The organism is Mesorhizobium sp. M0618, assembly GCF_040320765.1.
GTDB lineage: Bacteria > Pseudomonadota > Alphaproteobacteria > Rhizobiales > Rhizobiaceae > Mesorhizobium.
Window position 1 is genome coordinate 1 of the sequence record NZ_JAMYQH010000029.1, and the last position, 18118, is coordinate 18118.

Annotated in this window: 22 protein-coding genes; 11 read left to right on the forward strand and 11 right to left on the reverse strand. The window is 64.3% G+C overall.

Features of this window, described 5'->3' with window-relative positions; translation table 11 throughout:
- Positions 1–238 precede the first annotated feature (238 nt).
- Together NKJ04_RS25865 and NKJ04_RS25870 are read left to right on the forward strand one after the other, a co-directional pair.
- Positions 239–1222: a threonine/serine dehydratase family protein gene (locus NKJ04_RS25865; RefSeq protein ID WP_352677903.1), complete on the forward strand. Its 984-nt coding sequence runs from the start codon at positions 239–241 to the stop codon at positions 1220–1222.
- A 51-nt stretch (positions 1223–1273) separates the two neighbouring features.
- Positions 1274–1873, forward strand: coding sequence for a DNA-3-methyladenine glycosylase (locus tag NKJ04_RS25870; RefSeq protein ID WP_352613457.1), 600 nt, complete (start codon positions 1274–1276; stop codon positions 1871–1873).
- 26 nt (positions 1874–1899) lie between these two features.
- On the opposite strand, the gene NKJ04_RS25875 is transcribed toward NKJ04_RS25870, so the two are convergent.
- Genes NKJ04_RS25875 through NKJ04_RS25890 form a run of 4 tightly spaced genes read right to left on the reverse strand, consistent with a single transcriptional unit; the run spans position 1900 to position 5604 of the window.
- Positions 1900–3036 carry an ABC transporter permease gene (locus NKJ04_RS25875; protein WP_352613459.1) on the reverse strand — a complete coding sequence of 379 codons (1137 nt, stop codon included), beginning with the start codon at positions 3034–3036 and terminating at the stop codon, positions 1900–1902.
- Positions 3033–3953 carry an ABC transporter ATP-binding protein gene (locus NKJ04_RS25880; protein ID WP_352677906.1) on the reverse strand — a complete coding sequence of 307 codons (921 nt, stop codon included), beginning with the start codon at positions 3951–3953 and terminating at the stop codon, positions 3033–3035. Before NKJ04_RS25880 ends, NKJ04_RS25875 begins: the two co-directional genes overlap by 4 nt.
- On the reverse strand, positions 3950–4903 hold the full coding sequence (locus NKJ04_RS25885; RefSeq protein ID WP_352677908.1) for an HlyD family secretion protein: 954 nt from the start codon (positions 4901–4903) through the stop codon (positions 3950–3952). Before NKJ04_RS25885 ends, NKJ04_RS25880 begins: the two co-directional genes overlap by 4 nt.
- On the reverse strand, positions 4900–5604 hold the full coding sequence (locus tag NKJ04_RS25890; RefSeq protein ID WP_352677910.1) for a CerR family C-terminal domain-containing protein: 705 nt from the start codon (positions 5602–5604) through the stop codon (positions 4900–4902). The genes NKJ04_RS25885 and NKJ04_RS25890 overlap by 4 nt, the downstream gene beginning before the upstream one ends.
- 104 nt (positions 5605–5708) lie before the next feature.
- On the opposite strand from NKJ04_RS25890, the gene NKJ04_RS25895 reads away from it, so the two are divergent.
- The 3 genes from NKJ04_RS25895 to NKJ04_RS25905 all read left to right on the forward strand — a co-directional run bounded on the left by NKJ04_RS25895 (position 5709) and on the right by NKJ04_RS25905 (position 8010).
- Complete coding sequence (locus NKJ04_RS25895; RefSeq protein ID WP_023813485.1) at positions 5709–6182, forward strand: CYTH domain-containing protein; 474 nt, start codon at positions 5709–5711, stop codon at positions 6180–6182.
- Positions 6179–7117, forward strand: coding sequence for a CHAD domain-containing protein (locus NKJ04_RS25900; RefSeq protein ID WP_352677912.1), 939 nt, complete (start codon positions 6179–6181; stop codon positions 7115–7117). Before NKJ04_RS25895 ends, NKJ04_RS25900 begins: the two co-directional genes overlap by 4 nt.
- 86 nt (positions 7118–7203) lie before the next feature.
- Positions 7204–8010, forward strand: a complete 807-nt coding sequence (locus tag NKJ04_RS25905; RefSeq protein ID WP_352677914.1) for a C40 family peptidase — start codon at positions 7204–7206, stop codon at positions 8008–8010.
- Positions 8011–8075: 65 nt separating this feature from the next.
- On the opposite strand, the gene NKJ04_RS25910 is transcribed toward NKJ04_RS25905, so the two are convergent.
- Complete coding sequence (locus tag NKJ04_RS25910) at positions 8076–9077, reverse strand: helix-turn-helix transcriptional regulator (protein WP_245486339.1); 1002 nt, start codon at positions 9075–9077, stop codon at positions 8076–8078.
- A gap of 146 nt (positions 9078–9223) precedes the next feature.
- On the opposite strand from NKJ04_RS25910, the gene NKJ04_RS25915 reads away from it, so the two are divergent.
- Genes NKJ04_RS25915 through NKJ04_RS25930 form a run of 4 tightly spaced genes read left to right on the forward strand, consistent with a single transcriptional unit; the run spans position 9224 to position 10697 of the window.
- Positions 9224–9367: a hypothetical protein gene (locus tag NKJ04_RS25915; protein WP_023813481.1), complete on the forward strand. Its 144-nt coding sequence runs from the start codon at positions 9224–9226 to the stop codon at positions 9365–9367.
- Positions 9368–9378: 11 nt separating this feature from the next.
- Entirely contained in the window at positions 9379–9723 is a 345-nt protein-coding gene (locus NKJ04_RS25920) for a hypothetical protein (RefSeq protein ID WP_128305307.1), read from the forward strand.
- Positions 9716–10234 (forward strand): hypothetical protein, encoded by a 519-nt coding sequence (locus tag NKJ04_RS25925; RefSeq protein WP_352677917.1) that lies wholly within the window; start codon positions 9716–9718, stop codon positions 10232–10234. The genes NKJ04_RS25920 and NKJ04_RS25925 overlap by 8 nt, the downstream gene beginning before the upstream one ends.
- A gap of 22 nt (positions 10235–10256) precedes the next feature.
- The gene (locus NKJ04_RS25930; RefSeq protein ID WP_164893054.1) at positions 10257–10697 is read left to right on the forward strand and encodes a hypothetical protein; all 441 of its coding nucleotides are present in this window, start codon (positions 10257–10259) and stop codon (positions 10695–10697) included.
- Positions 10698–10710: 13 nt separating this feature from the next.
- On the opposite strand, the gene NKJ04_RS25935 is transcribed toward NKJ04_RS25930, so the two are convergent.
- Positions 10711–11508 (reverse strand): helix-turn-helix domain-containing protein, encoded by a 798-nt coding sequence (locus NKJ04_RS25935; RefSeq protein ID WP_352628845.1) that lies wholly within the window; start codon positions 11506–11508, stop codon positions 10711–10713.
- Positions 11509–11621: 113 nt separating this feature from the next.
- Here NKJ04_RS25935 and NKJ04_RS25940 point away from each other — a divergent pair, with 113 nt between their 5' ends.
- Positions 11622–12482 carry an SMP-30/gluconolactonase/LRE family protein gene (locus tag NKJ04_RS25940; protein ID WP_352613134.1) on the forward strand — a complete coding sequence of 287 codons (861 nt, stop codon included), beginning with the start codon at positions 11622–11624 and terminating at the stop codon, positions 12480–12482.
- Between the two features lie 347 nt (positions 12483–12829).
- Here the strand turns inward: NKJ04_RS25940 and NKJ04_RS25945 are convergent, their stop codons facing one another.
- Positions 12830–13723: an NAD(P)/FAD-dependent oxidoreductase gene (locus NKJ04_RS25945; RefSeq protein ID WP_352677919.1), complete on the reverse strand. Its 894-nt coding sequence runs from the start codon at positions 13721–13723 to the stop codon at positions 12830–12832.
- 106 nt (positions 13724–13829) lie between these two features.
- On the opposite strand from NKJ04_RS25945, the gene NKJ04_RS25950 reads away from it, so the two are divergent.
- Positions 13830–14501, forward strand: a complete 672-nt coding sequence (locus NKJ04_RS25950; RefSeq protein WP_502895366.1) for a TetR/AcrR family transcriptional regulator — start codon at positions 13830–13832, stop codon at positions 14499–14501.
- A 270-nt stretch (positions 14502–14771) separates the two neighbouring features.
- Here NKJ04_RS25950 and NKJ04_RS25955 read toward each other — a convergent pair whose 3' ends face one another.
- From NKJ04_RS25955 to NKJ04_RS25970, 4 genes are all read right to left on the reverse strand, one after another.
- Positions 14772–16493 carry a SulP family inorganic anion transporter gene (locus NKJ04_RS25955; protein ID WP_023813473.1) on the reverse strand — a complete coding sequence of 574 codons (1722 nt, stop codon included), beginning with the start codon at positions 16491–16493 and terminating at the stop codon, positions 14772–14774.
- 69 nt (positions 16494–16562) lie between these two features.
- A complete protein-coding gene (locus tag NKJ04_RS25960; protein ID WP_023813472.1) occupies positions 16563–16841 on the reverse strand; it encodes a helix-turn-helix domain-containing protein in 279 nt (92 codons plus the stop codon).
- 151 nt (positions 16842–16992) lie between these two features.
- A complete protein-coding gene (locus tag NKJ04_RS25965) occupies positions 16993–17706 on the reverse strand; it encodes a phosphatase PAP2 family protein (protein WP_128305314.1) in 714 nt (237 codons plus the stop codon).
- 14 nt (positions 17707–17720) lie between these two features.
- The gene (locus tag NKJ04_RS25970; RefSeq protein ID WP_013528672.1) at positions 17721–18062 is read right to left on the reverse strand and encodes a hypothetical protein; all 342 of its coding nucleotides are present in this window, start codon (positions 18060–18062) and stop codon (positions 17721–17723) included.
- Positions 18063–18118 lie beyond the last annotated feature (56 nt).

Here is an 18118-nt window from a genome sequence, read left to right on the forward strand (position 1 = left end):
GAACTGACCGCTCGGCTTCGTCGTCATCGCAAGATCCCCGTTTCAAAAACAGGGAATCACATCCACACAATTTTGCAACAGGCCCCTTGAGGGGGAGATGGCCGGCAGGCCAGAGGGGGGTGTGCAGCCGTGCCGTTGCCGACCGCCCCGCCAAACTTTGTAACGGTCACATTTTTTCATTGGTGCGCCACATCTGTTTGCGGGCATCATGGAAAGACCTCTGTCCACTGGACCTCACATGACCGCCACCACCCCTCCCGGCATCGCCGACATCCACGCCGCCGCCGCGCGTCTCTCCGGCCTGATCGTCGAAACCCCGTTGATCGAATCGCAGGAGCTGAACAAGCGCTTCGGCGGCCGCATCCTGTTCAAGCCGGAGACGCTGCAGCGCACCGGCTCGTTCAAATTCCGTGGCGCCTATAACAAGCTGTCGTCGCTCAGCGAGGAGGAGCGCAGCCGAGGCGTCGTCGCCTTCTCGTCGGGCAATCATGCGCAGGGCGTCGCGGCGTCGGCGGCGATGTTCGGCGTCGAGGCGGTCATCGCCATGCCTTCAGACGCGCCGGCGATGAAGATCGCTAACGTCCGCAAGATGGGGGCGGAGGTGGTGCCGTTCGACCGCTTTCGCGACGATCGCATGACCGTGGTTCGCCCTTACATCGAAAGAGGCATGGTGCTGGTGCCGCCTTTCGACGACCCGGCCATCATTGCCGGCCAGGGCACGATCGGCCTCGAATTGATGCGCCAGGCAAAAGTGCTTGGCGTTGACCTCGATGCGGTGATCGTCCCCTGTGGAGGCGGCGGCTTGTCGAGTGGCATCTCCGTTGCTGTCAAGGATGCCTCGCCGGACACTGCGGTCTGGGCGGTGGAGCCCGAGCATTTTGATGACACCCGCCGGTCGCTGGCCGCAGGCGCCAGGGTTTCGAACGAGCCCGGCCATAGCTCCATCTGCGACGCGCTCCTGGCCGCCGAGCCCGGCCTGATCACCTTCGAGATCAACCGCAGGAACCTCACCGGTGGCATCGCCGTCTCGGACCAGGCGGCGGCTCAGGCGATGCGCGACGCCATGGCCTATCTCAAGCTGGTGGTCGAGCCCGGCGGCTGCGTGGCGCTGGCGGCACTGTCGTCGGGCGAGATCGAACTGTCCGGCAAATGCATTGCAGTGGTGCTGTCCGGCGGCAATGTCGATTTCGGGACTTATGCCGAGATCATGGCGGCGGCTTAGAGCGGTGACAGGCGGGTCGAGCGGATACCCTGAAATCCGGCAGCGCTGAGCATGGCCATCCACCGCCCGCTCGCGCGCTCGGAACTGCTTGGTGATACGGCATCGCTGGCCCGCACTCTCATCGGCAAGATCGTGGTGCGCGAGCTTCCTGAAGGCGTCGTCAGCGGCCGCATTGTCGAGACCGAGGCCTATGTGACCGGCGACGCCGCCGGGCACGGCTACCGGGGCATGACGCCGCGCAACCGTTCGCTGTTTCTCGAGCCTGGGCACGCCTATGTCTATCTCGCCTACGGCATCTCCTACATGCTCAACGTTTCGAGCGAGATGGTGGGGACCGGAACCGGCGTGCTGATCAGGGCGCTGGAGCCGCTCGAAGGCATCGCGATCATGCGGCTCAATCGCGGCATCGAGCGTTTGCGCGACCTGGCGCGGGGACCGGGAAGGCTCGCCCAGGCGTTGCGGATCGATCGTTCGCTCGACGGGCTCGATCTCTGCCGCGAAGGCCCGCTATGGCTCGGACATGATGGTGGCGAACCCGGCGAAATCGGGAAGAGTGTCAGGATCGGCATCTCGAAGGATGCGGACCGCCTGCTGCGGTTCTATGTCAAAGGGAACCCGTTCGTCAGCGGTCCAGCTTCGCTCAACGGTTAAGCGATGGCCGCTGATTGGCCTTGACCCTAATCCAGCGTCCGCCTGAACCGCACCAATGCCACACCGGCAAACAAGGCCACGAACACCACCAGCCAGCCGATCTCGCCTGCCACTGCGGGCAGTTCAGCGCCCTTCAGCATCACGGCGCGGGTGATGCGCAGGAAATGCGTCAGCGGGAATATCTCGCCGAAGATTTGCGCCCAGTCCGGCATACCGCGATAGGGGAACATGAAACCCGACAGCATGATCGACGGCAGGAAGAAGAAGAAGGTGAGCTGGAGCGCCTGCATCTGCGTGCGGGCGACGGTCGAAATCGTGTAGCCGAGCAGCACCAGCGCCAGCACGAAGATCAGCACGGCGGTCAACAGCAGCGACATCGACCCGGTGAAGGGGATTGCGAACAGCAGCTTCGCCGCCGCCAGCACCACCACCACCTGCACGCCGCCGACCGCCAGATAGGGCAGCACCTTGCCCATCATGATCTCGAGCGGGCTCGACGGCATGGCCAGAAGGTTCTCCATCGTGCCGCGCTCGGTCTCGCGCGTCAGCGCGATCGAGGTCATCATCACCATGGTCATCTGCAGGATGACGCCGAGCAGGCCGGGCACGATGTTGTATTGCGAGATGCCTTCGGGATTGTAGCGCCGGTGTACGACGACATCGAGCTGACCCTTGGCGGCCTCGGCGGCGGCTTCCTGCGTGCCTTGCGCCCTCAGCAGCGCCTGGCTGGCGACGGTGCCAAGCGTCGAGATGGCGCCGCTGGCCACAGCCGGGTCGGTGGCATCCGCTTCGATGAGTATCTGCGGGTTGTTGCCGCTCTCCACCCTCCTGGCGAAATCGGCGGGGATGGTGACGACGAAGGCGACGTCGCCGCGCGATATCAGGAACTCGGCCTCGGCGGCACTTTGCGCGACATGGTCGAAACGATAGTAGCCGGTGGTCTGCAGCGCCGCGACAATGGCACGCGTGTAGGGATCGTTGCTCGTCGCCACGAGTGCCGCCGGCAGGCTCTTCGGATCGTTGTTGATGGCGTAACCGAAAAGCACCAACTGTATCAGCGGCACGCCCAGCATCATGGCGAAGGTGATGCGGTCGCGCCGCATCTGGATGAATTCCTTGATCAGCAGCGCGCCAAGCCGGGCGAAGGAAAAGACGCTGTTCATGCCATGTTGTCCTTCGAGCCGGACATGAACTGGATGAAGACGTCCTCGAGGCTGGTTTCGCCGGGCGAAACTTTCACGCCCTTATGCTCTTTCTCGACGTCGGCGAGTGCGGCTTCGAGCTTCTTCCTGTCGGAGCCGACGACATGCAGCGTCGCGCCGAAAGGCGCCACCTGGTCGACGCCGGGGCGGCCCTGAAGCGCTTCGGCGACCTGATCGAGCCGCGGGCCCTGCAGGACAAACGTGGTCAGCCCGGCATTTTTCACCACTTCGGCGACGGTGCCGGTGGCCAGCATCTTGCCGTAGGAGATATAGCTGATGCGGTGGCAGCGCTCGGCTTCGTCCATGTAGTGGGTGGAGACCAGCACGGTCAGCCCGCCGCTGGCGAGGCGATGGATCTCGTCCCAGAATTCGCGCCGCGCCTTCGGATCGACACCGGCCGTAGGCTCGTCAAGCAGCAGCAATTTCGGCTTGTGCATGATGCAGGCGGCCAGCGCCAGCCGCTGCTTCCAGCCGCCCGACAAGGTGCCGGCCAGCTGGTTGCGGCGCGACGCCAGGCCGAGGTCCTCCAACGTGCGCGCCACATGCTCCTCGACCGGCTTCAACCGGTAGAGCCGCGCCACGAATTCGAGATTCTCGCCGATCGTCAAATCCTCGTAGAACGAGAATTTCTGCGTCATGTAGCCGACTTCACGCTTGATGCGCAGGCTCTCGGTGCGGATGTTGAAGCCGAGCACCGTGCCTTCGCCTTCGTCCGGCGTCAGCAGGCCACACATGATGCGGATGGTGGTGGTCTTGCCCGAACCGTTGGGCCCGAGAAAGCCGACGATCTCGCCCTCGGCGACCGACATCGTCACATGGTCGACGACGGTCTTGTCGCCAAAACGCTTGACCAAGCCATGGACGTCGATGGCGTTCATTTTGCACTGTCCGCGAGATCAACATCGACGATCTGGCCGGGCTGCAGCGGCCCGGCATCGCCCTCCGGCCGCGCTTCGACCAGATAGACCAGCTTCTGCCGGTTCTCGAGCGAATAGATCACCGGTGGCGTGAACTCGGGATCCGGCGAGACATAGCTGACGCGCGCCTTCACATCCGGGCCGCAGCCGTCGCAATGGACGCCGAGCAAGGTGCCGACCTTGACCGAGGAGAAAGCGTTCTCCGGGATGTAGACGCTGAGCTTGACCGCGCCGTCGGGCAGGATCGAGATGACAGGCGCCGTCGGACCTGATGTATCGCCCGGATTGCGGATGACATCGTTGACGCGGCCCGGAGAAGGCGCTGCCAGCACCCGCTTCGACAGCCGCCATTGCGCCTGCTCCAGGGCCGCCTGCGCCTGCTTGACCTGATTGTCGGCGGCCTTGATCGTCTCGGGGCGTGCCGGCAGGCCGCCGACGGCGAGATTGGCATTGGCCTGGCCGACCTGCGCATTGGCCGTTTCGAGCGAGGCCGACGCGGTGTCGAAGTCGGCTTGCGTGCCGGCGCCGCGCTTGAACAGATCGGCGGCGCGGTCGTATTTGCGCTTGGCGTCGGCGGCCTGGGCGCTGGCCATGTCGACCTCGGCCTTCAGCACGGCGATCTCTTCCGGCCGCTTGCCGATCTGCAGGTCGGCCAATTGCGCCTGGGCCTGGGCAAGGCCGGCCTGCGCCTGCGCCACCGCGATTTTTGCGTCGGCACTTTCCAGCGTCACCACGGTCGTGCCGGGCACCACACGGTCGCCGCGCTTCACAGCGACGGTCTCGACCTGCGCCACCTCGATCGGCGCCAGCAGCACGTAGTCGCCCTCGACATAGCCGACGGCCAGCGGGGCTGCCGGGGCACAGGCCGAGAAGAGCTGCGCGGCGAGCGGCAGCGAACACAGAAAACTCATGGTCTTTGCCCCTTTGTCTTTGCCCCTTTTCTGGCGGCCAATATGGCCTTGAGATTGCCCGATGTGACCGCCACCACCTTGGCGGCCTCCGCGGCGCCGATATCGGGCCAGCCCATGCGGCGCATCACCGCCTCGCGGCCGATGCGGAAATAGATGACCTGGCCGATCAGCGTGAACACGGTGAGCCTTGTGGCCTCGCTTTCGGCCGGCTCGCCGGTCGCCTGTTCCCAGAGCTGGCACAGCCGGCGATGCGTCGGCTCGAAGACGCCGTCATAGATGCGGTCGAGGGCTGCCGTCGGATGCGAAAGCTCGCGCAAAACGAACTGCACGATCTCGCCGGCCTGCGGGCTGGCCACGACAAAGCCGACCATCCGCTCCAGCGCCGCGAAGAGCTGTGCTTGCGCCGCCTCCGGACCGCCTGGCATCGGCGCCTGCGCATTGCCGAGCGCCTGGCCGGCCACACCCTGGATGGTCTCGACGATAAAGTCTGCGGCAGCGGCACGAAGGCCCTCCTTGCCGCCGAAATGATAGGCGATCGAGCCGATATTGGCTCGCGCCTCGGCGGCGATCTCGCGCGTCGAGGTGCCGTCGAAACCCTGACGCCCGAACAGTTTCAGCGCCGCGCGGACAAGCGCCGCACGCGTCATCTCGGCGGGAGATGCTTCGCGGCGAAGGTTTTTGGCATCGGGCTGCTCGATCATCTCGCGAGTTTAATCAATCGATTGATTAAAGTCAATTCACGAACGTCGATCCGTGTATGTCACCGTCTTGCCATGGGCAGCGGCAACCGCTTTAGTGCGCGGCCATGGGCAAGGAAGTCGAACGAAAATTCCTGGTCACCAGCACCGCATGGCGGGAGTTGGCCGAGGCCAATATCCGCATTCTTCAGTTCTATCTCGCTGCCGGCCCCGGGCGCACGGTGCGCATCCGCATCAGCGATGGCACTTCCGCTAGGCTGACGCTCAAATTCGGCAGCAAGGCGCGCGAACGCGACGAATTCGAATATTCGATCCCGCTGTCGGAGGCGGTGGAGATGCTGGACTTCGCCATCGGACGTGTCATCGAGAAGACACGTCACCATGTTAGGCACCGTGGCTATCTCTACGAAATCGATGTCTTTGGCGGTCCGCTCGCGGGACTTGTGATCGCCGAACTTGAGACGCCGGAGGACGTGCCGGACGAAATGCTGCCTGACTGGCTCGGCCGCGAAGTCACCGGCGAGTCAAAATTCTACAACGCGTCGCTCGCCCTTGGGGGGATACCGGAGATCGCCGCATGAGCTTTCGTATCGATCCGCGCCTGCCGCTGACCGGCGAGGTCAGACGTATCCTTGCCGAGGAAATCGGCAAGGCGCTGCATCACCTTGACGCCGCACGGAGCCGGCCGGAACAGGCGCTGCACAAATGCCGCAAGCGGCTGAAGAGCACTCGTGCCTTGCTGCGGCTTGTTCGTTCCGGCAACGAAACGTTTTGTGAGACCGAGAACCAATGCTATCGCAACGTGGCCGGCCTGCTTGCCGGTCCGCGCGAGGCGACAGCGCTGATCGAAACCATCGACCGGCTGGCGGCAAACTTTCCCAAGGAGAGCGCCGACGATGGGCTTACTGCTGCGCGCGACAGGCTGATCGCGCGCCAGCATGAACTGCACGAAGGCAGCGGGCTCGAAGCGGCGATCGGCGCGGCGACCACCGCTTGCGAGGATGGCCTCAAACGCATCGAAGCGCTGGCCTTGCCCGACCAGCCGGAACAGGCGGCCGACGTGCTTGCCGAAGGTGCCCGCGTCACGCTGCGCCGTGCCAGGAAGGCGCTCGACAAGGCCGGATCGCGGGGCGCGGCCGATGATTTCCACGATTTGCGCAAGGCGGCCAAGACCCACGGCATGCATCTGTCGCTGCTCGGCAGGCTGTGGCCGACACCGATCAAGGCCCGGCGCAAGGCGGTCGACGAACTGGGCGAGCGGCTGGGCGACCTGCACGATGTGCTGGTGATGCGCGCGCTGCTCGAGGCCGACGACCAGCCGCTCGGGCTGCCCGAGGACACGAAACTTCTGGGCAAGCTGTTGAAACGGTCGGAGAAGCAGCTGAAGAAGAGCTGCCTTGCTGAGGCGGCCGAACTGTTCAGCGACAGTCCCAAACGCTCGACACGCAAACTGGCCCGCAAGGCGCGTGACGATCTGGCTGCGCCGCCGGAAGAGGCCGCTGCGACGGCAAGCTGACTTGGCGCCTTTCCTCTCGGTCCGGACAGGGGGAGGAAAGGCGTGCGCTAGCCCTCATTACCCGCCCATGCTAATCGCCATGGGGCATGACCGAGCCCGGCGACACGCTTCTGGATCGACTTGGCCGCTGGCTTGCCGGCCGGCTGCAGGAAGAATCGTCCGGCTACGAGCCCTACACACCGTCCGATGCCGAAACGCTGCGCCGCACGCTTGAGCCCGGCGACATCCTGCTGATCGAGGGCAACCAGAAGATCTCGGCGGCGATCAAATACCTGACCCAGTCGACCTGGTCGCATGCGGCCTTCCATGTCGGCGACGCCTTGCCAGAGCCGCAAGACGGCTCGGAGCGGCCGCGGCTGATCGAGGTCACGATCGGCGAAGGCTGCGTCGCCGTGCCATTGTCGCGCTACCGCACCTACAACACCCGCATCTGCCGGGCGAGCGGGCTGGCGCCGGAGGATCGCGACAAGGTCGTCGCGTTCATGATCGGCAGGCTCGGCCTGAAATACGACCTCAAGAACATTTTCGACATGCTGCGTTTTTTCTTCCCGACACCGCCGGTGCCGGTGCGCTGGCGGCGCCGCATGCTGGCCTTCGGCTCCGGCGATCCGACGCGGGCGATCTGCTCGACGCTGATCGCCGAGGCCTATGGCCAGATCCGCTATCCGATCCTGCCCGAGATCACCCGTGCGCCCGGCCGAGCCTCCGCGCAGTCGAACTATTCGCGCAAGGAAATCCTGCACATCCGCCACCACTCGCTCTACACGCCGCGCGATTTCGACCTGTCGCCCTATTTCCGCATCGTCAAGCCGACGCTGGAATATGGTTTCGACTACCGGCAGATGGTCTGGGACGACAAGATTGCCGATCCCGGGGCGAAGGCCGCCGAATAGACGCGATCAAATGAGTCCAACCGCGTGGACGGCCCGGGAGCGCGCCGGCCGACGGCGCTTTGGCGTCAGTGCTTGCAAGCCGCGGCCCGCACGTCCGAGGGAGTAGCGTCATAACGCCGACGGAACGCCCGGTTGAAATAGGAAAGGTCGTTGAAGCCGGCCTCGTAGGCGATCGCGGTGATGCTGCGTCCGGCATGGCGTGGATCGCCGAGCATGCGATGGGCGCGCGCCAGCCGCTGGTTCATCATGAAATCAATCAAGGATGTGCCATCGCTCTCGAACAGCTTGCGGACGTAGCGGGCCGACAGTCCGTGGCGGGCGGCGACGTCCTGCGCCGACAGGTCGACATGGCCACCATGCGCTACGATATCGGCCTTGATGGCGCGCAAGCGGGCAACGCTGACGCCGCGGCCGCGTGCGATCTGGGCCGCATCCCTGGTCGCGCCCATGGCGAGTGCGGCAAGGTCGAAGACATGCGTCGCCGCAAGGTGGCAGGCCTCCGCGGTCAACTCGTCTCCGACCTCCTGGATCGAGCTGATATAGTCGAGCAACAGCCGCATCGCCCCGCTCTGGGTCGGCAAGGGCCGCATAAGGACCGCGGCCGGATCGCCGATCAGAGGCGAAAGCTGCTTGCGCGAAAAACTGAGATTGACGAAGCGGAACCCGCCGGCGCCGATCAGGTTGAGGCCAACCTCTTCACCGCTCATCATGAGCGCCTGGCCGTTGCCGACCGCCTCCTCGCGGCCGCGATGCTTCATCACACTGCCCCCGTCGAGGGCCGCCAGAAGAACGAAGTCGTCGTTGTCGATCAGCGACGACGTATGATGCACCCGGAATTCCGATGAGCTGCCGGTGGCGATGCCGAGGCCCGGCAACGCGCGCACCCGCATGTCGATCTGCGCCGGCGCCAGCGGATCGAGGTCCACCCTCAGAACGGTGCGGCCGTAAACCTCGCGCGTAATCTCGACGCGATCCCGCTCCGGAAACATCTCCGTCGCCAGCCTGAACGAAGCTGACGGCCCCATCGTCGCAGTCATCGACACCCCCATGCCCAAGAGCGCGGTCATATGCGCCGCGGCCTGCAAAACGTCAATCCCGGGCCGTTTTGGCCGCTTTCAGTGCCGTTCTGTCCAAGCTGACCCCCTTCGATGCCCCTAGTTTGCGGCGCGATTCCAAAACCGGAACCGCATTGGCGGCAATCCAAGGGGGCACGATGTTTCATTTGCAATTGTTCAAGACGCTGTCGGCACTGGCCGCGGCGGGCTTCAATCCGCGCGTCTATCTGCTGTCGATCGCCTTGGGCAACGCGGTGACCGATCATCGCGAGGCCAAGCTGCCGCCGCGCGCTGCCCGATGATGAGCAGCACCATGAAAAGGATCATTTTCCTGGCCCTGACCCTTGCCCTGGCGGGCTGCCAAACGGGCCAGGCCGACAACAACCCGGCATCGATCGCGAGCGCGGCCGGCAGCAAGAAGGCCCAGAACGAACCGACGACGGAAACGGCCTGCGCCGATGCCGCCAAGAAGGCGGCGAAGGCGCAGACCAATGCGGCTCTGCTCGGCGGTGTCCTGTCGATGGCGGGGGGTCTTGGCGGTCTGGCTGGCAATGGTGGGGTCATTGCCGGCCAGGCCGCCTCGATCGGCGGCTCGGTTCTGCAGTCCCAGGCGACGAGCAGTGCCCGGGCCGGCATTGCGGAGGATTGTTATGGCTGAGCGGCGTTTCGCAGCCATGCGCCGGCTGGCCGGCGCGCTCGCACTTGCCTGCATGATCTTCGACAGCCCGCAGGCCTTGGCGCTGACAGCGCGGGATGCGTCGGCGGTCGTCGGCCTGATCGAGGCCTTGCAACCCGAATTCGGTCAATTCGCCTATGACGAGGAGATCGCCGCCGACTGGTACGAGCGCGATGCCGCGGACAAGGGCTTGATCGGCACAGCCGGTTTCACCGCCGATAGCTGGAAGATCGCGCTTGGCGAGACCATGCGCGGGTTCCTGGCGACGATGCCGGTCGCAGAACTCGATGCCATTTTCGCCAAGCTCAGGAATGCCATATCCGGCATGAAGGAGCTGACCGACGCACAGAAGACAGAGACCATCGACGCCATCGACGAAGAGGTCGAAGGGTTGATGGCTTTGCGGGCCGAGGGCGACCCCTTCGCCGATGTCGTCAGGCCGCTGACGCCAAAAATCCGCAGCCTCATCCTCGGCCCGGCGATGGGGCGATAGGATGTTGGGCAACAGGAAACGGGTGGCGGGAAAAGCAACTCCGAGCGGGAGCCTCGAGGCCGAACATCGCGGCATTTTTCCAACCACGGCACGTGTCAGGCGGGGCAGCCCGATCGCGATGCTTATCTGCCTGCTGGCGTCCAGCTGCAGCCAGACGGCCGCCAGCCCGCCGATCACGCCAGAGCAGCATGCGCAATTGGCGGAGCTGGCGGCCGGCCCGGACTCGCCTGAGGGCCTTGGCGAGGCCCTGGCTGCAGTCGAGGCGACCAGGAAAATGCAGGACTGCAGGGCCAGCATGAACGAGACGGCCGGGCAGATGAAGATGATGGGCGCGGTCAATGGCGCGGTCGGCATCGCCGGCCGCATGGCAGGCCCAGGCGGCAAGACAGCGGCGAAAATGGTGGCCATCGGCACCGCCAGGGCCGTGCGCGGCAAGCTCAGCCGCCAGATGCAATCATGCTGAGACGATTGGCCGATCAGGCCGGCAGCGGCCGCCGTGTCTTGGCGGCCGGGTCCGTTGCTCTCGCACCGGCATCTCGCGCGTGCGGCTCGATCGGCATGATCGCCGGGAATGGCGTCGCGCCAAAGGCAAACGTCCATTTGTAGCCGACCAGCCCGTCTTCCGGCGTCGTGTGCTGATCGTGATGGGCCAGCAGTTTGGCGCGATCGGCGAGGTCCTGCGCCTCGCGTCGCACCATCTCCGCCGTCTCCGGCCGCATCCGCCTGCTAAAGCTGACGAAGGTCGCTTCCTTGTCGATATGGGTGATCGCCCAGCCGATGAAGTTCTTGTTGGTCATCTCGAACAGCGGCCGCAGCGGCCCTTCGAAATTCCACTGGATCGGCGTCTCGACAAGCAATCTCGCCGTGAGCCCGCGGCCGAGCGCGATCAGGCCGAGCTCCTCGAGATCGCGCAGATAGAGGAACATCGAGGCTTCGCTCAGGCCTTGCGAGCGCATGATGCCCTCGGGCGTGAATTTTTCCGACAGCATGACGAAGATGAACAGCAGTGCCGGCCGGCCGGCGAGCCTGCGTTCGATCTCCGGCGCGATGTGGTTGACCGGCCCAGGCCCCCGGTTCATCGAGCCGAGCACGTTCTCCAGCTCGACACCGGCGGCAGCGCAGATCTCCACCAGCCGGTCGAGCTTGCAGTTGCGCTCGTGGAAGATGCGCTTCACCGTCGGCTCGGAAACCCCCATGCGTTCGGCAAGCTCGCGATAGGTGACGCCCTTCGCCTTCAGCGTCCGCTTCAACGCGTCGAAGATAAGGCCGTTCATGGAATGCACCTCTTGCCGTGGGTTTCGTATCGAATTTCGATACTAGCGGTTATCGGCCTTTCCGGAAAGTATCGAAAATCATAGCTCTCCGCCGTCATCACAGGAGAGCAGCCATGAACACCCTCGTCACATCAGCCTTTCTCGCCGTCATCGGCATCGCAGCCGCGCCTGCCGCCGAGGCTGGAGAACTCTGGCGCGCCACCGGCCTCGAACAACCGGAATCGGCACTGTTCGACGCAGCCAACAATCGCCTTATCGTTTCCAACATATCAGGCAATCCCGGCGAGGCCGACGGCAACGGCTATCTCAGCGTGCTGTCCGTGGACGGCAGGACGGTCACCCGGCACTGGACCGACGGCATGGACGCGCCCAAGGGCATGGCGATAGCGGGCGGCAAGCTCTATGTCGCCGACATCACCAAGGTTCGCGTCGTCGACCTCGCCAGCGGCAAGCTCGTCGCCAGCATCACGGTACCGAACGCTGTTTTCCTGAACGACATGACATCGGACCAATCAGGCAAGATCTATGTCACCGACATGCTGGCCGACACGATCTATCGCATCGACGGCGAACAACCGGAACTGTTCGCTAGGGATGCGATGCTGGCTTCGCCCAACGGCGTCTTCGCCGATGGCGACAGGCTGATCGTCGCCTCCTGGGGCAAGGGCATCAAGCCCGACTTCAGCACGGCGGAGCCGGGTGGGCTGCTGTCGGTCGACATCGCCAGCAAGGTGGTTTCGCCCTTGCCGGGCGCGCAGAAATTCGCCGATCTCGATGGCGTCATAGCCATCGGCGACACCATCTACGCCACCGCCTACATGACCGGCACGCTCTACCGCTATCAAGCCGGCGGCGCGCCGGAAGCGTTGGCGCATTTCAAACCGGGCAGCGCCGACATCGGCACCGACGGCAAGTCGATCCTCTATGTGCCGTTGATGAACGAGGGCGAAGTGGCTGCGCTGAAGCTCGACTGAGAGCCATGATCGGTGCCTCAGGGCCGATCTCTGAGACGTTCGCCAACAGCCCCTGTCGTTCATCGGCGAGGATCGCCAACTCGAACTCTTATTGTGGCTAGTAAACGACGTCGCCCGGATCGGCCCGCCAAGCGCCAATAGCGTACATTGCCAAGCAGATATTTTGATGTCGCCTTTGGGCCGGTAGCAGTCCGTCAGCTTCTAGTGGAGAGGCATCGAAAGCGGACATCGGGTTGCGGGCGTACCGACGGCTCAATTGGGGCCGGCAGCAGACTGGCTGGTATTGTCGGGCAGCCGACGGTGGCGACGACGTAGGGAGACCGGTGCGGAGAGGGGAATCTGTGTTCTCAAACCAGCATCGACTGCTGGGCGGAGATACCCGCCGTCGCGCCTTGCGATATTGCCGTGGTGACCGAGGCCATGGCCGGGTTCGCAAGATCGCCGGCAGCATAGATGCCGGCTGTGCTGGTTTCGCGGCGCTCATCGACCTTGATGGCGATGCCGAGGGGCGTATTGACCATGGCGAGGCCCACTAATTCATGCAGGCTTGCGGACGGCTTGTTGCGCGGATGCGCGAACAGGATGTCGACCGCGGCATTGCGGCCGCTCTCGAGATTAACGGTGGTGATATGGCCCCGGTGATGGGCGATTTCGGCGATCCGGCCATCAACGACAGGTATGTTGCGGCGCGCCAGATCGGCCCGAACATCGGGTGAAATGTCGTGACCATCGGCGAAGACCGTCAATGTTTCGGTCCAGTCGTGGTACAGCCTGACATAATTGTGCGACGGCGGGCCGGACCAGACGAGGCCCCAATGCTGGTCGGCGACTTCAAAGCCATCGCAATAGGGGCAGGGCACAATGGATGTGCCCCAGCTTTCGGCAAAGCCCGGAACATCCGGCATCTGGTCGGCGACGCCATAACTCAGGATCAGGCGGCGCGCCCCAAGGCGTTCGCCATCGCCAGTGAGGACCGAGAAATCGTCGATGGTGCCGGAGATGCTGTCGGCCCGGCCATTGACCAGCCTGATCGTGGGATAACGCGCCAGTTGCTTCCGCGCTTCGGCCAGGATGTCCAGCGGTGGCTTGTGATCGTGGCCGAGCAGACCATGCGAGTGGCCGGCGAAGCGGTTGCGCGGCAGGCCGGTATCGAGAACGGTGACCTTGCGGCGGGCACGTCCGAGCTGCAGGGCGGCGGCGAGACCGGCAAAGCTGCCGCCGATGATGATGACGTCATCCATGGTGATGGGCTCCGTGTGTGGATGAGGGATGGCTTGGCCTGGCTTGCACATTTTTGACACTGCGTGGTATCGTAATTCAAGAATTATGATACTGTCAAGGACTGGAATTGTCGTGACCGAAAACAGCCAGGGCCGGCGCGGCCGGCCCGCCAATGAGGCGCTTGGCCAAACGATAGTCGACGCCGCGTGCGAACTCTTTGAGGAATTGGGTTTTCATGCGACGACATTGGACAAGGTCGCCCAGAGAGCGAAGATATCCAAGCTCAGCATCTATCGGCACTTCGAGAACAAGGAGGCGCTGTTCAGCGCGGCCATCGCGGCCCGCTGCCATCAGTTTGCACCACAGGCCCTTTTTGAAGGCGTCGACGGTTCGGCCGAAGATCAGCTCATGGTGGTGGGATCATCCCTGCTTCGCACGCTGTTGAACCCGGACGTCCGCAGTGTCGAAGCCATGATCATGGCCGACAAGACGAATCAAAAGTCGTTAAGCAAGCTCCATTACGAAGCCGGCCCCGCCCATGTCATCGCCCAAATCGAGGCCCTGTTGCGTCAGTTGCACGCGAAGGCGGTTCTGAACGTGACCGATCCTCTCCGGTCCGCCCGCCTGTTTGCCGCGCTTATCAAAGGATCCGATCTCCTGATTATCGCACGCTTCGATGAGGCGAGAGCAGAGGACGACAACGAAATCGAATCCTATTGCCGGTCGGCCGTCGCCATGTTCATCGCCGCGCACGGTGGCACGACCACCCGGGCGGATAGCCCAGGAGTACTTGCATGATATTTGGGGCTCGCATTGACATCAACGCGACTATTATCGTTGGGCAGCGGGCTGACCGGCGGCGTAACCTGCTACCACCCCATTCGAGGCCTTAGTGCTGGCTTAGCAGACCGTCAGCTTTCGGGAAGCTGCAACGATAGTCTGAATGGCGGAAACGAGGGCGCAAAGCGGCCGTTCACGTCGCGCCGTGCGTGAGTCAACCCAGGGCCAAAACGTTTGCGTTCAACCGGCGGACACCCGTGTGGCCCGCCGACCGGCAAATCCCGATTTCTACTCTGCCTCCAGCTTCCCTTTCAGCTGCGCCCGCGCATCCTTGATCGAGGCGGCATAGGTCACCAGCGGGCGCTTGACGCCGTGGTTGATCAGCATACGCCGGATCTGCGGCGCGGCACCTGATATGATGAAGCGGACGCCGGCGCGTTTCGCCTTGTGGGCGGCGCCCTCGATGACGTTGGCCGCCGTCGAATCGAAGAACGGTACGGCCGAGCAATCGAGGATGAAGTTTTTGCGCTGGTCGGCGATGCGGTCGAGCACGGTGCCGACGGTCGACGCGGCGCCGAAGAAGAAAGCGCCGGAGATGCGGTAGACCACGGTGTCGGCGTCGGTCGCCTCGCTGGCATCGTAGGCGTTGGTGCTGTCGGCGACATCCTCCTGCACCAGCGGCTGATCGGCCTCGACCGCAATCGATTTGGCCATGCGGTCGATGAACAGGATCGACCCCAGCACGAAGCCGACGACGATGCCTTCAGTGAGATCGCGGAAGATGACGAGCAGGAAGGTCGCCATCAGCACCAGCGCGTCGCCGCGTGAGGCACGCAGCAAGGTGGCGAAGGCCTGTTTCTCGAACATGTTCCAGCACACGACCGCCAGCACGCCGGCAAGGGCGGCGAGCGGGATGTAGCTGGCGAGCGGCGCCGCCACCAGCATCAAAGCGAGCAGGATGGCTGAGTGGACGATGCCCGAAACCGGTCCGTGGGCGCCGGCCCGCACATTGGTCGCCGTGCGGGCGATGGTGCCTGTGGCGCAGATGCCGCCGAACAGGGCGGACGCGATGTTGGCGAAGCCTTGCGCCACCAGTTCGCAGTTGGAACGATGCCGTCGGCCCGTCATTCCATCGGCGACCACCGCCGACAGCAGCGATTCGATGGCGCCCAGCAAGGCGAAGGCGATGGCATCCGGCAGCACGTCAATCATCCTGTCCAGGCTGACCGGTGGCAGAGCGGGCATTTGCAGGCTGCGCTGGATGCCGCCAAAGCGGGTGCCGATCGTCTCGGCGGGCAGCGAGAGAAGCGCCACGACCAGCGATGCCAGCCCGATGGCGATGAGCATTGCGGGCGATGTCGGCCGCCAGCGTTTCAGGCCGGCGATGGTGACGATGGTCAACACCGCCACCAAGGTCGCCGCCGGGTTGATGGTGCCGGCCGCCTCGGCGACCGCGATCAGCTTCGGCACCAGCGGTCCCGGCTCCTTGCCGGCAAGCTTCAGCCCGAACAGTTCGACGATCTGTCCTGAAAAGATGATGACGGCGATGCCGGCGGTGAAGCCGACCGTCACCGGATAGGGAATGAATTTGATGTAGGTGCCGAGACGAAGATAGCCGATGGCGAGCAGGAAGACCCCTGCCATCATCGTTGCCAAAAGCAGCCCATCGATGCCGACGCGGGCAACCGTCGCTGCCACCAGCACAATGAAGGCGCCGGCCGGACCGCCGATCTGGAAGCGGCTGCCGCCGAGCGCAGAAATGATGAAGCCGCCGACGATCGAGGTGTAGAGGCCGCGCTCGGGAGCGACCCCCGAAGCGATCGCGATCGCCATCGACAAGGGCAGCGCGACGATGGCGACCGTCAGCCCGGCAATGGCGTCCGCCTTGAAGTCGGCGAACGTGTAGCCCTCGCGCCAGACCGTCACCAGCTTCGGTGTGAACAATTCGGAAAATGTCGGCTTTACCGACCTGTGGGCCGGTTCATGCACTGCCCGCTGCGTCTGATCCATGGACTGCCTTTCGCACCCTGAAAGGCGGCGGGATCGTCGGCAGGGCTGTCGGCGGTCGCCGTCGCGACTTTATGCCGGCTCAGCCTTGGGACCCCGCGGCACGGCAGGCTTGAGGCGCACGCCCCGGCCGCCGCGCTCGCTGGTCTGGTTCTCGCCGATCAGCTCCACCCCGGCCTCGTCGAGAGCCTGGATGACCTTCATCAGCGTGTCGACCACGCCCCTGACCACGCCATCGCTCGCCTCCATGCGCTGGATGGTCGGAAGCGAAACGCCGGCGCGCTCGGCGAGCGTCTTCTGATCGATGCCGGCCAGCGCCCTTGCGGCACGCATCTGCGCGGCAGTGATCATCGACCGGAATCCCCGTCTGAGTCTGCAGAAATGAGGTATAATACCATCATTGTGATGTTTCAAGCATTAGTATGAACGTCTGGGACGTAAGGCGCGGCGCATTGACTGACCATTTTTTCAGATACTTTCCCGGGCTGATCAACCGGCTGATCTAGTCTCCAGTCTCGCCGTCCGGGTGCTGCCCACGCCATCGCTGCCACGCCCGGGCAGCGAGCCAGCAAAGCATCGCCCAGACGAAGCCCGCGCACCAGCCGGCAAGCACGTCCGATGGCCAGTGGACGCCAAGATAGATGCGGCTGATGCCAACCAGCAGCGTCGTCAGCACCGCCAGCGACAGCACATAGATCTTCGTCGTTCGACCGGGCAGGAAGCGTGCCGCCAGCGCGCCGAGCGTCAGGTAGGTCACCGCCGACAGCATGGCGTGGCCGCTCGGAAAAGACAGCGTCGTTTCGTTGACGAGATGCGAGACGAGTTCGGGGCGCGGCCGGTCGATGCCGGCTTTCAGCAGGCTCGACAGCACCTGACCGCCGGCCACCGCCACGAAGATGAAAAGGGCGGTCGCCGGCCTGCGGATAAGCAGGAGATACACGATGACCGCCGTCACGATCAGCACCAGCACGCTGCCGCTGCCGAGGCTGGTGATGTCGCGCATCGCCCCTTGCAGCCACAGCGGGCCGACCGGGCTGTCGGGGCGGCCCGCCTGGCGGAAGGCGAGCAGGATTTCGGTATCGAAGGCGTGCGGCGTGGTGGCGCGCGCCATCTCCATCAGCTCCTCGAATCCCCACAGGCCGGCGGCGATGACCAGGCCGGCCAGCAGCACCGGGAATTCAACCCGGTTGAGCAAAGCGTTCGCGGCGTTCTTCATCGGCAATTCGCCCGTTACAGCCGGCCTTGCAGATAGGGTCCGAGCGTGATCAGCGCCACCGCTGCGATCGCCAGCATGATCCCGGTCGCCTGCAGCGCATTGACGCGCTCGCCGAAGAAGACCAGTGCCACGACGTTCACCGAGACCAGCTGGATGACGGCGGAAAGGCTGAACGACACCGACATGCCGAATTCGCGGATCAGCCGCAGCATGATCAGATTGCCCAGCGAATAGAGTGCCAGCGTCAGCGCGATCTTGCCAAGGCTCGGCGCCAGGCCCCATTGCTTGGCGGCTGTCGCCGCCAGCAGGAAAATGACCGTCGAAAAGCCGAGCTGCAGCAATCCTGAAAAACTCAACGCTCCGTCCCCTCTCGAAGCGGCTCCCGCCGCGTGTGTCGCGGACGTTGTTTCCC

What these genes read in the sequence shown, in the direction of transcription:
- NKJ04_RS25865 (WP_352677903.1), top strand. Translation starts at nt 239, where the DNA reads ATGACCGCCACCACCCCTCCCGGCATCGCCGACATCCACGCCGCCGCC.
- NKJ04_RS25870 (WP_352613457.1), top strand. Translation starts at nt 1,274, where the DNA reads ATGGCCATCCACCGCCCGCTCGCGCGCTCGGAACTGCTTGGTGATACG.
- NKJ04_RS25875 (WP_352613459.1), bottom strand. Translation starts at nt 3,036, where the DNA reads ATGAACAGCGTCTTTTCCTTCGCCCGGCTTGGCGCGCTGCTGATCAAG.
- NKJ04_RS25880 (WP_352677906.1), bottom strand. Translation starts at nt 3,953, where the DNA reads ATGAACGCCATCGACGTCCATGGCTTGGTCAAGCGTTTTGGCGACAAG.
- NKJ04_RS25885 (WP_352677908.1), bottom strand. Translation starts at nt 4,903, where the DNA reads ATGAGTTTTCTGTGTTCGCTGCCGCTCGCCGCGCAGCTCTTCTCGGCC.
- NKJ04_RS25890 (WP_352677910.1), bottom strand. Translation starts at nt 5,604, where the DNA reads ATGATCGAGCAGCCCGATGCCAAAAACCTTCGCCGCGAAGCATCTCCC.
- NKJ04_RS25895 (WP_023813485.1), top strand. Translation starts at nt 5,709, where the DNA reads ATGGGCAAGGAAGTCGAACGAAAATTCCTGGTCACCAGCACCGCATGG.
- NKJ04_RS25900 (WP_352677912.1), top strand. Translation starts at nt 6,179, where the DNA reads ATGAGCTTTCGTATCGATCCGCGCCTGCCGCTGACCGGCGAGGTCAGA.
- NKJ04_RS25905 (WP_352677914.1), top strand. Translation starts at nt 7,204, where the DNA reads ATGACCGAGCCCGGCGACACGCTTCTGGATCGACTTGGCCGCTGGCTT.
- NKJ04_RS25910 (WP_245486339.1), bottom strand. Translation starts at nt 9,077, where the DNA reads ATGACCGCGCTCTTGGGCATGGGGGTGTCGATGACTGCGACGATGGGG.
- NKJ04_RS25915 (WP_023813481.1), top strand. Translation starts at nt 9,224, where the DNA reads ATGTTTCATTTGCAATTGTTCAAGACGCTGTCGGCACTGGCCGCGGCG.
- NKJ04_RS25920 (WP_128305307.1), top strand. Translation starts at nt 9,379, where the DNA reads ATGAAAAGGATCATTTTCCTGGCCCTGACCCTTGCCCTGGCGGGCTGC.
- NKJ04_RS25925 (WP_352677917.1), top strand. Translation starts at nt 9,716, where the DNA reads ATGGCTGAGCGGCGTTTCGCAGCCATGCGCCGGCTGGCCGGCGCGCTC.
- NKJ04_RS25935 (WP_352628845.1), bottom strand. Translation starts at nt 11,508, where the DNA reads ATGAACGGCCTTATCTTCGACGCGTTGAAGCGGACGCTGAAGGCGAAG.
- NKJ04_RS25940 (WP_352613134.1), top strand. Translation starts at nt 11,622, where the DNA reads ATGAACACCCTCGTCACATCAGCCTTTCTCGCCGTCATCGGCATCGCA.
- NKJ04_RS25945 (WP_352677919.1), bottom strand. Translation starts at nt 13,723, where the DNA reads ATGGATGACGTCATCATCATCGGCGGCAGCTTTGCCGGTCTCGCCGCC.
- NKJ04_RS25955 (WP_023813473.1), bottom strand. Translation starts at nt 16,493, where the DNA reads ATGGATCAGACGCAGCGGGCAGTGCATGAACCGGCCCACAGGTCGGTA.
- NKJ04_RS25960 (WP_023813472.1), bottom strand. Translation starts at nt 16,841, where the DNA reads ATGATCACTGCCGCGCAGATGCGTGCCGCAAGGGCGCTGGCCGGCATC.
- NKJ04_RS25965 (WP_128305314.1), bottom strand. Translation starts at nt 17,706, where the DNA reads ATGAAGAACGCCGCGAACGCTTTGCTCAACCGGGTTGAATTCCCGGTG.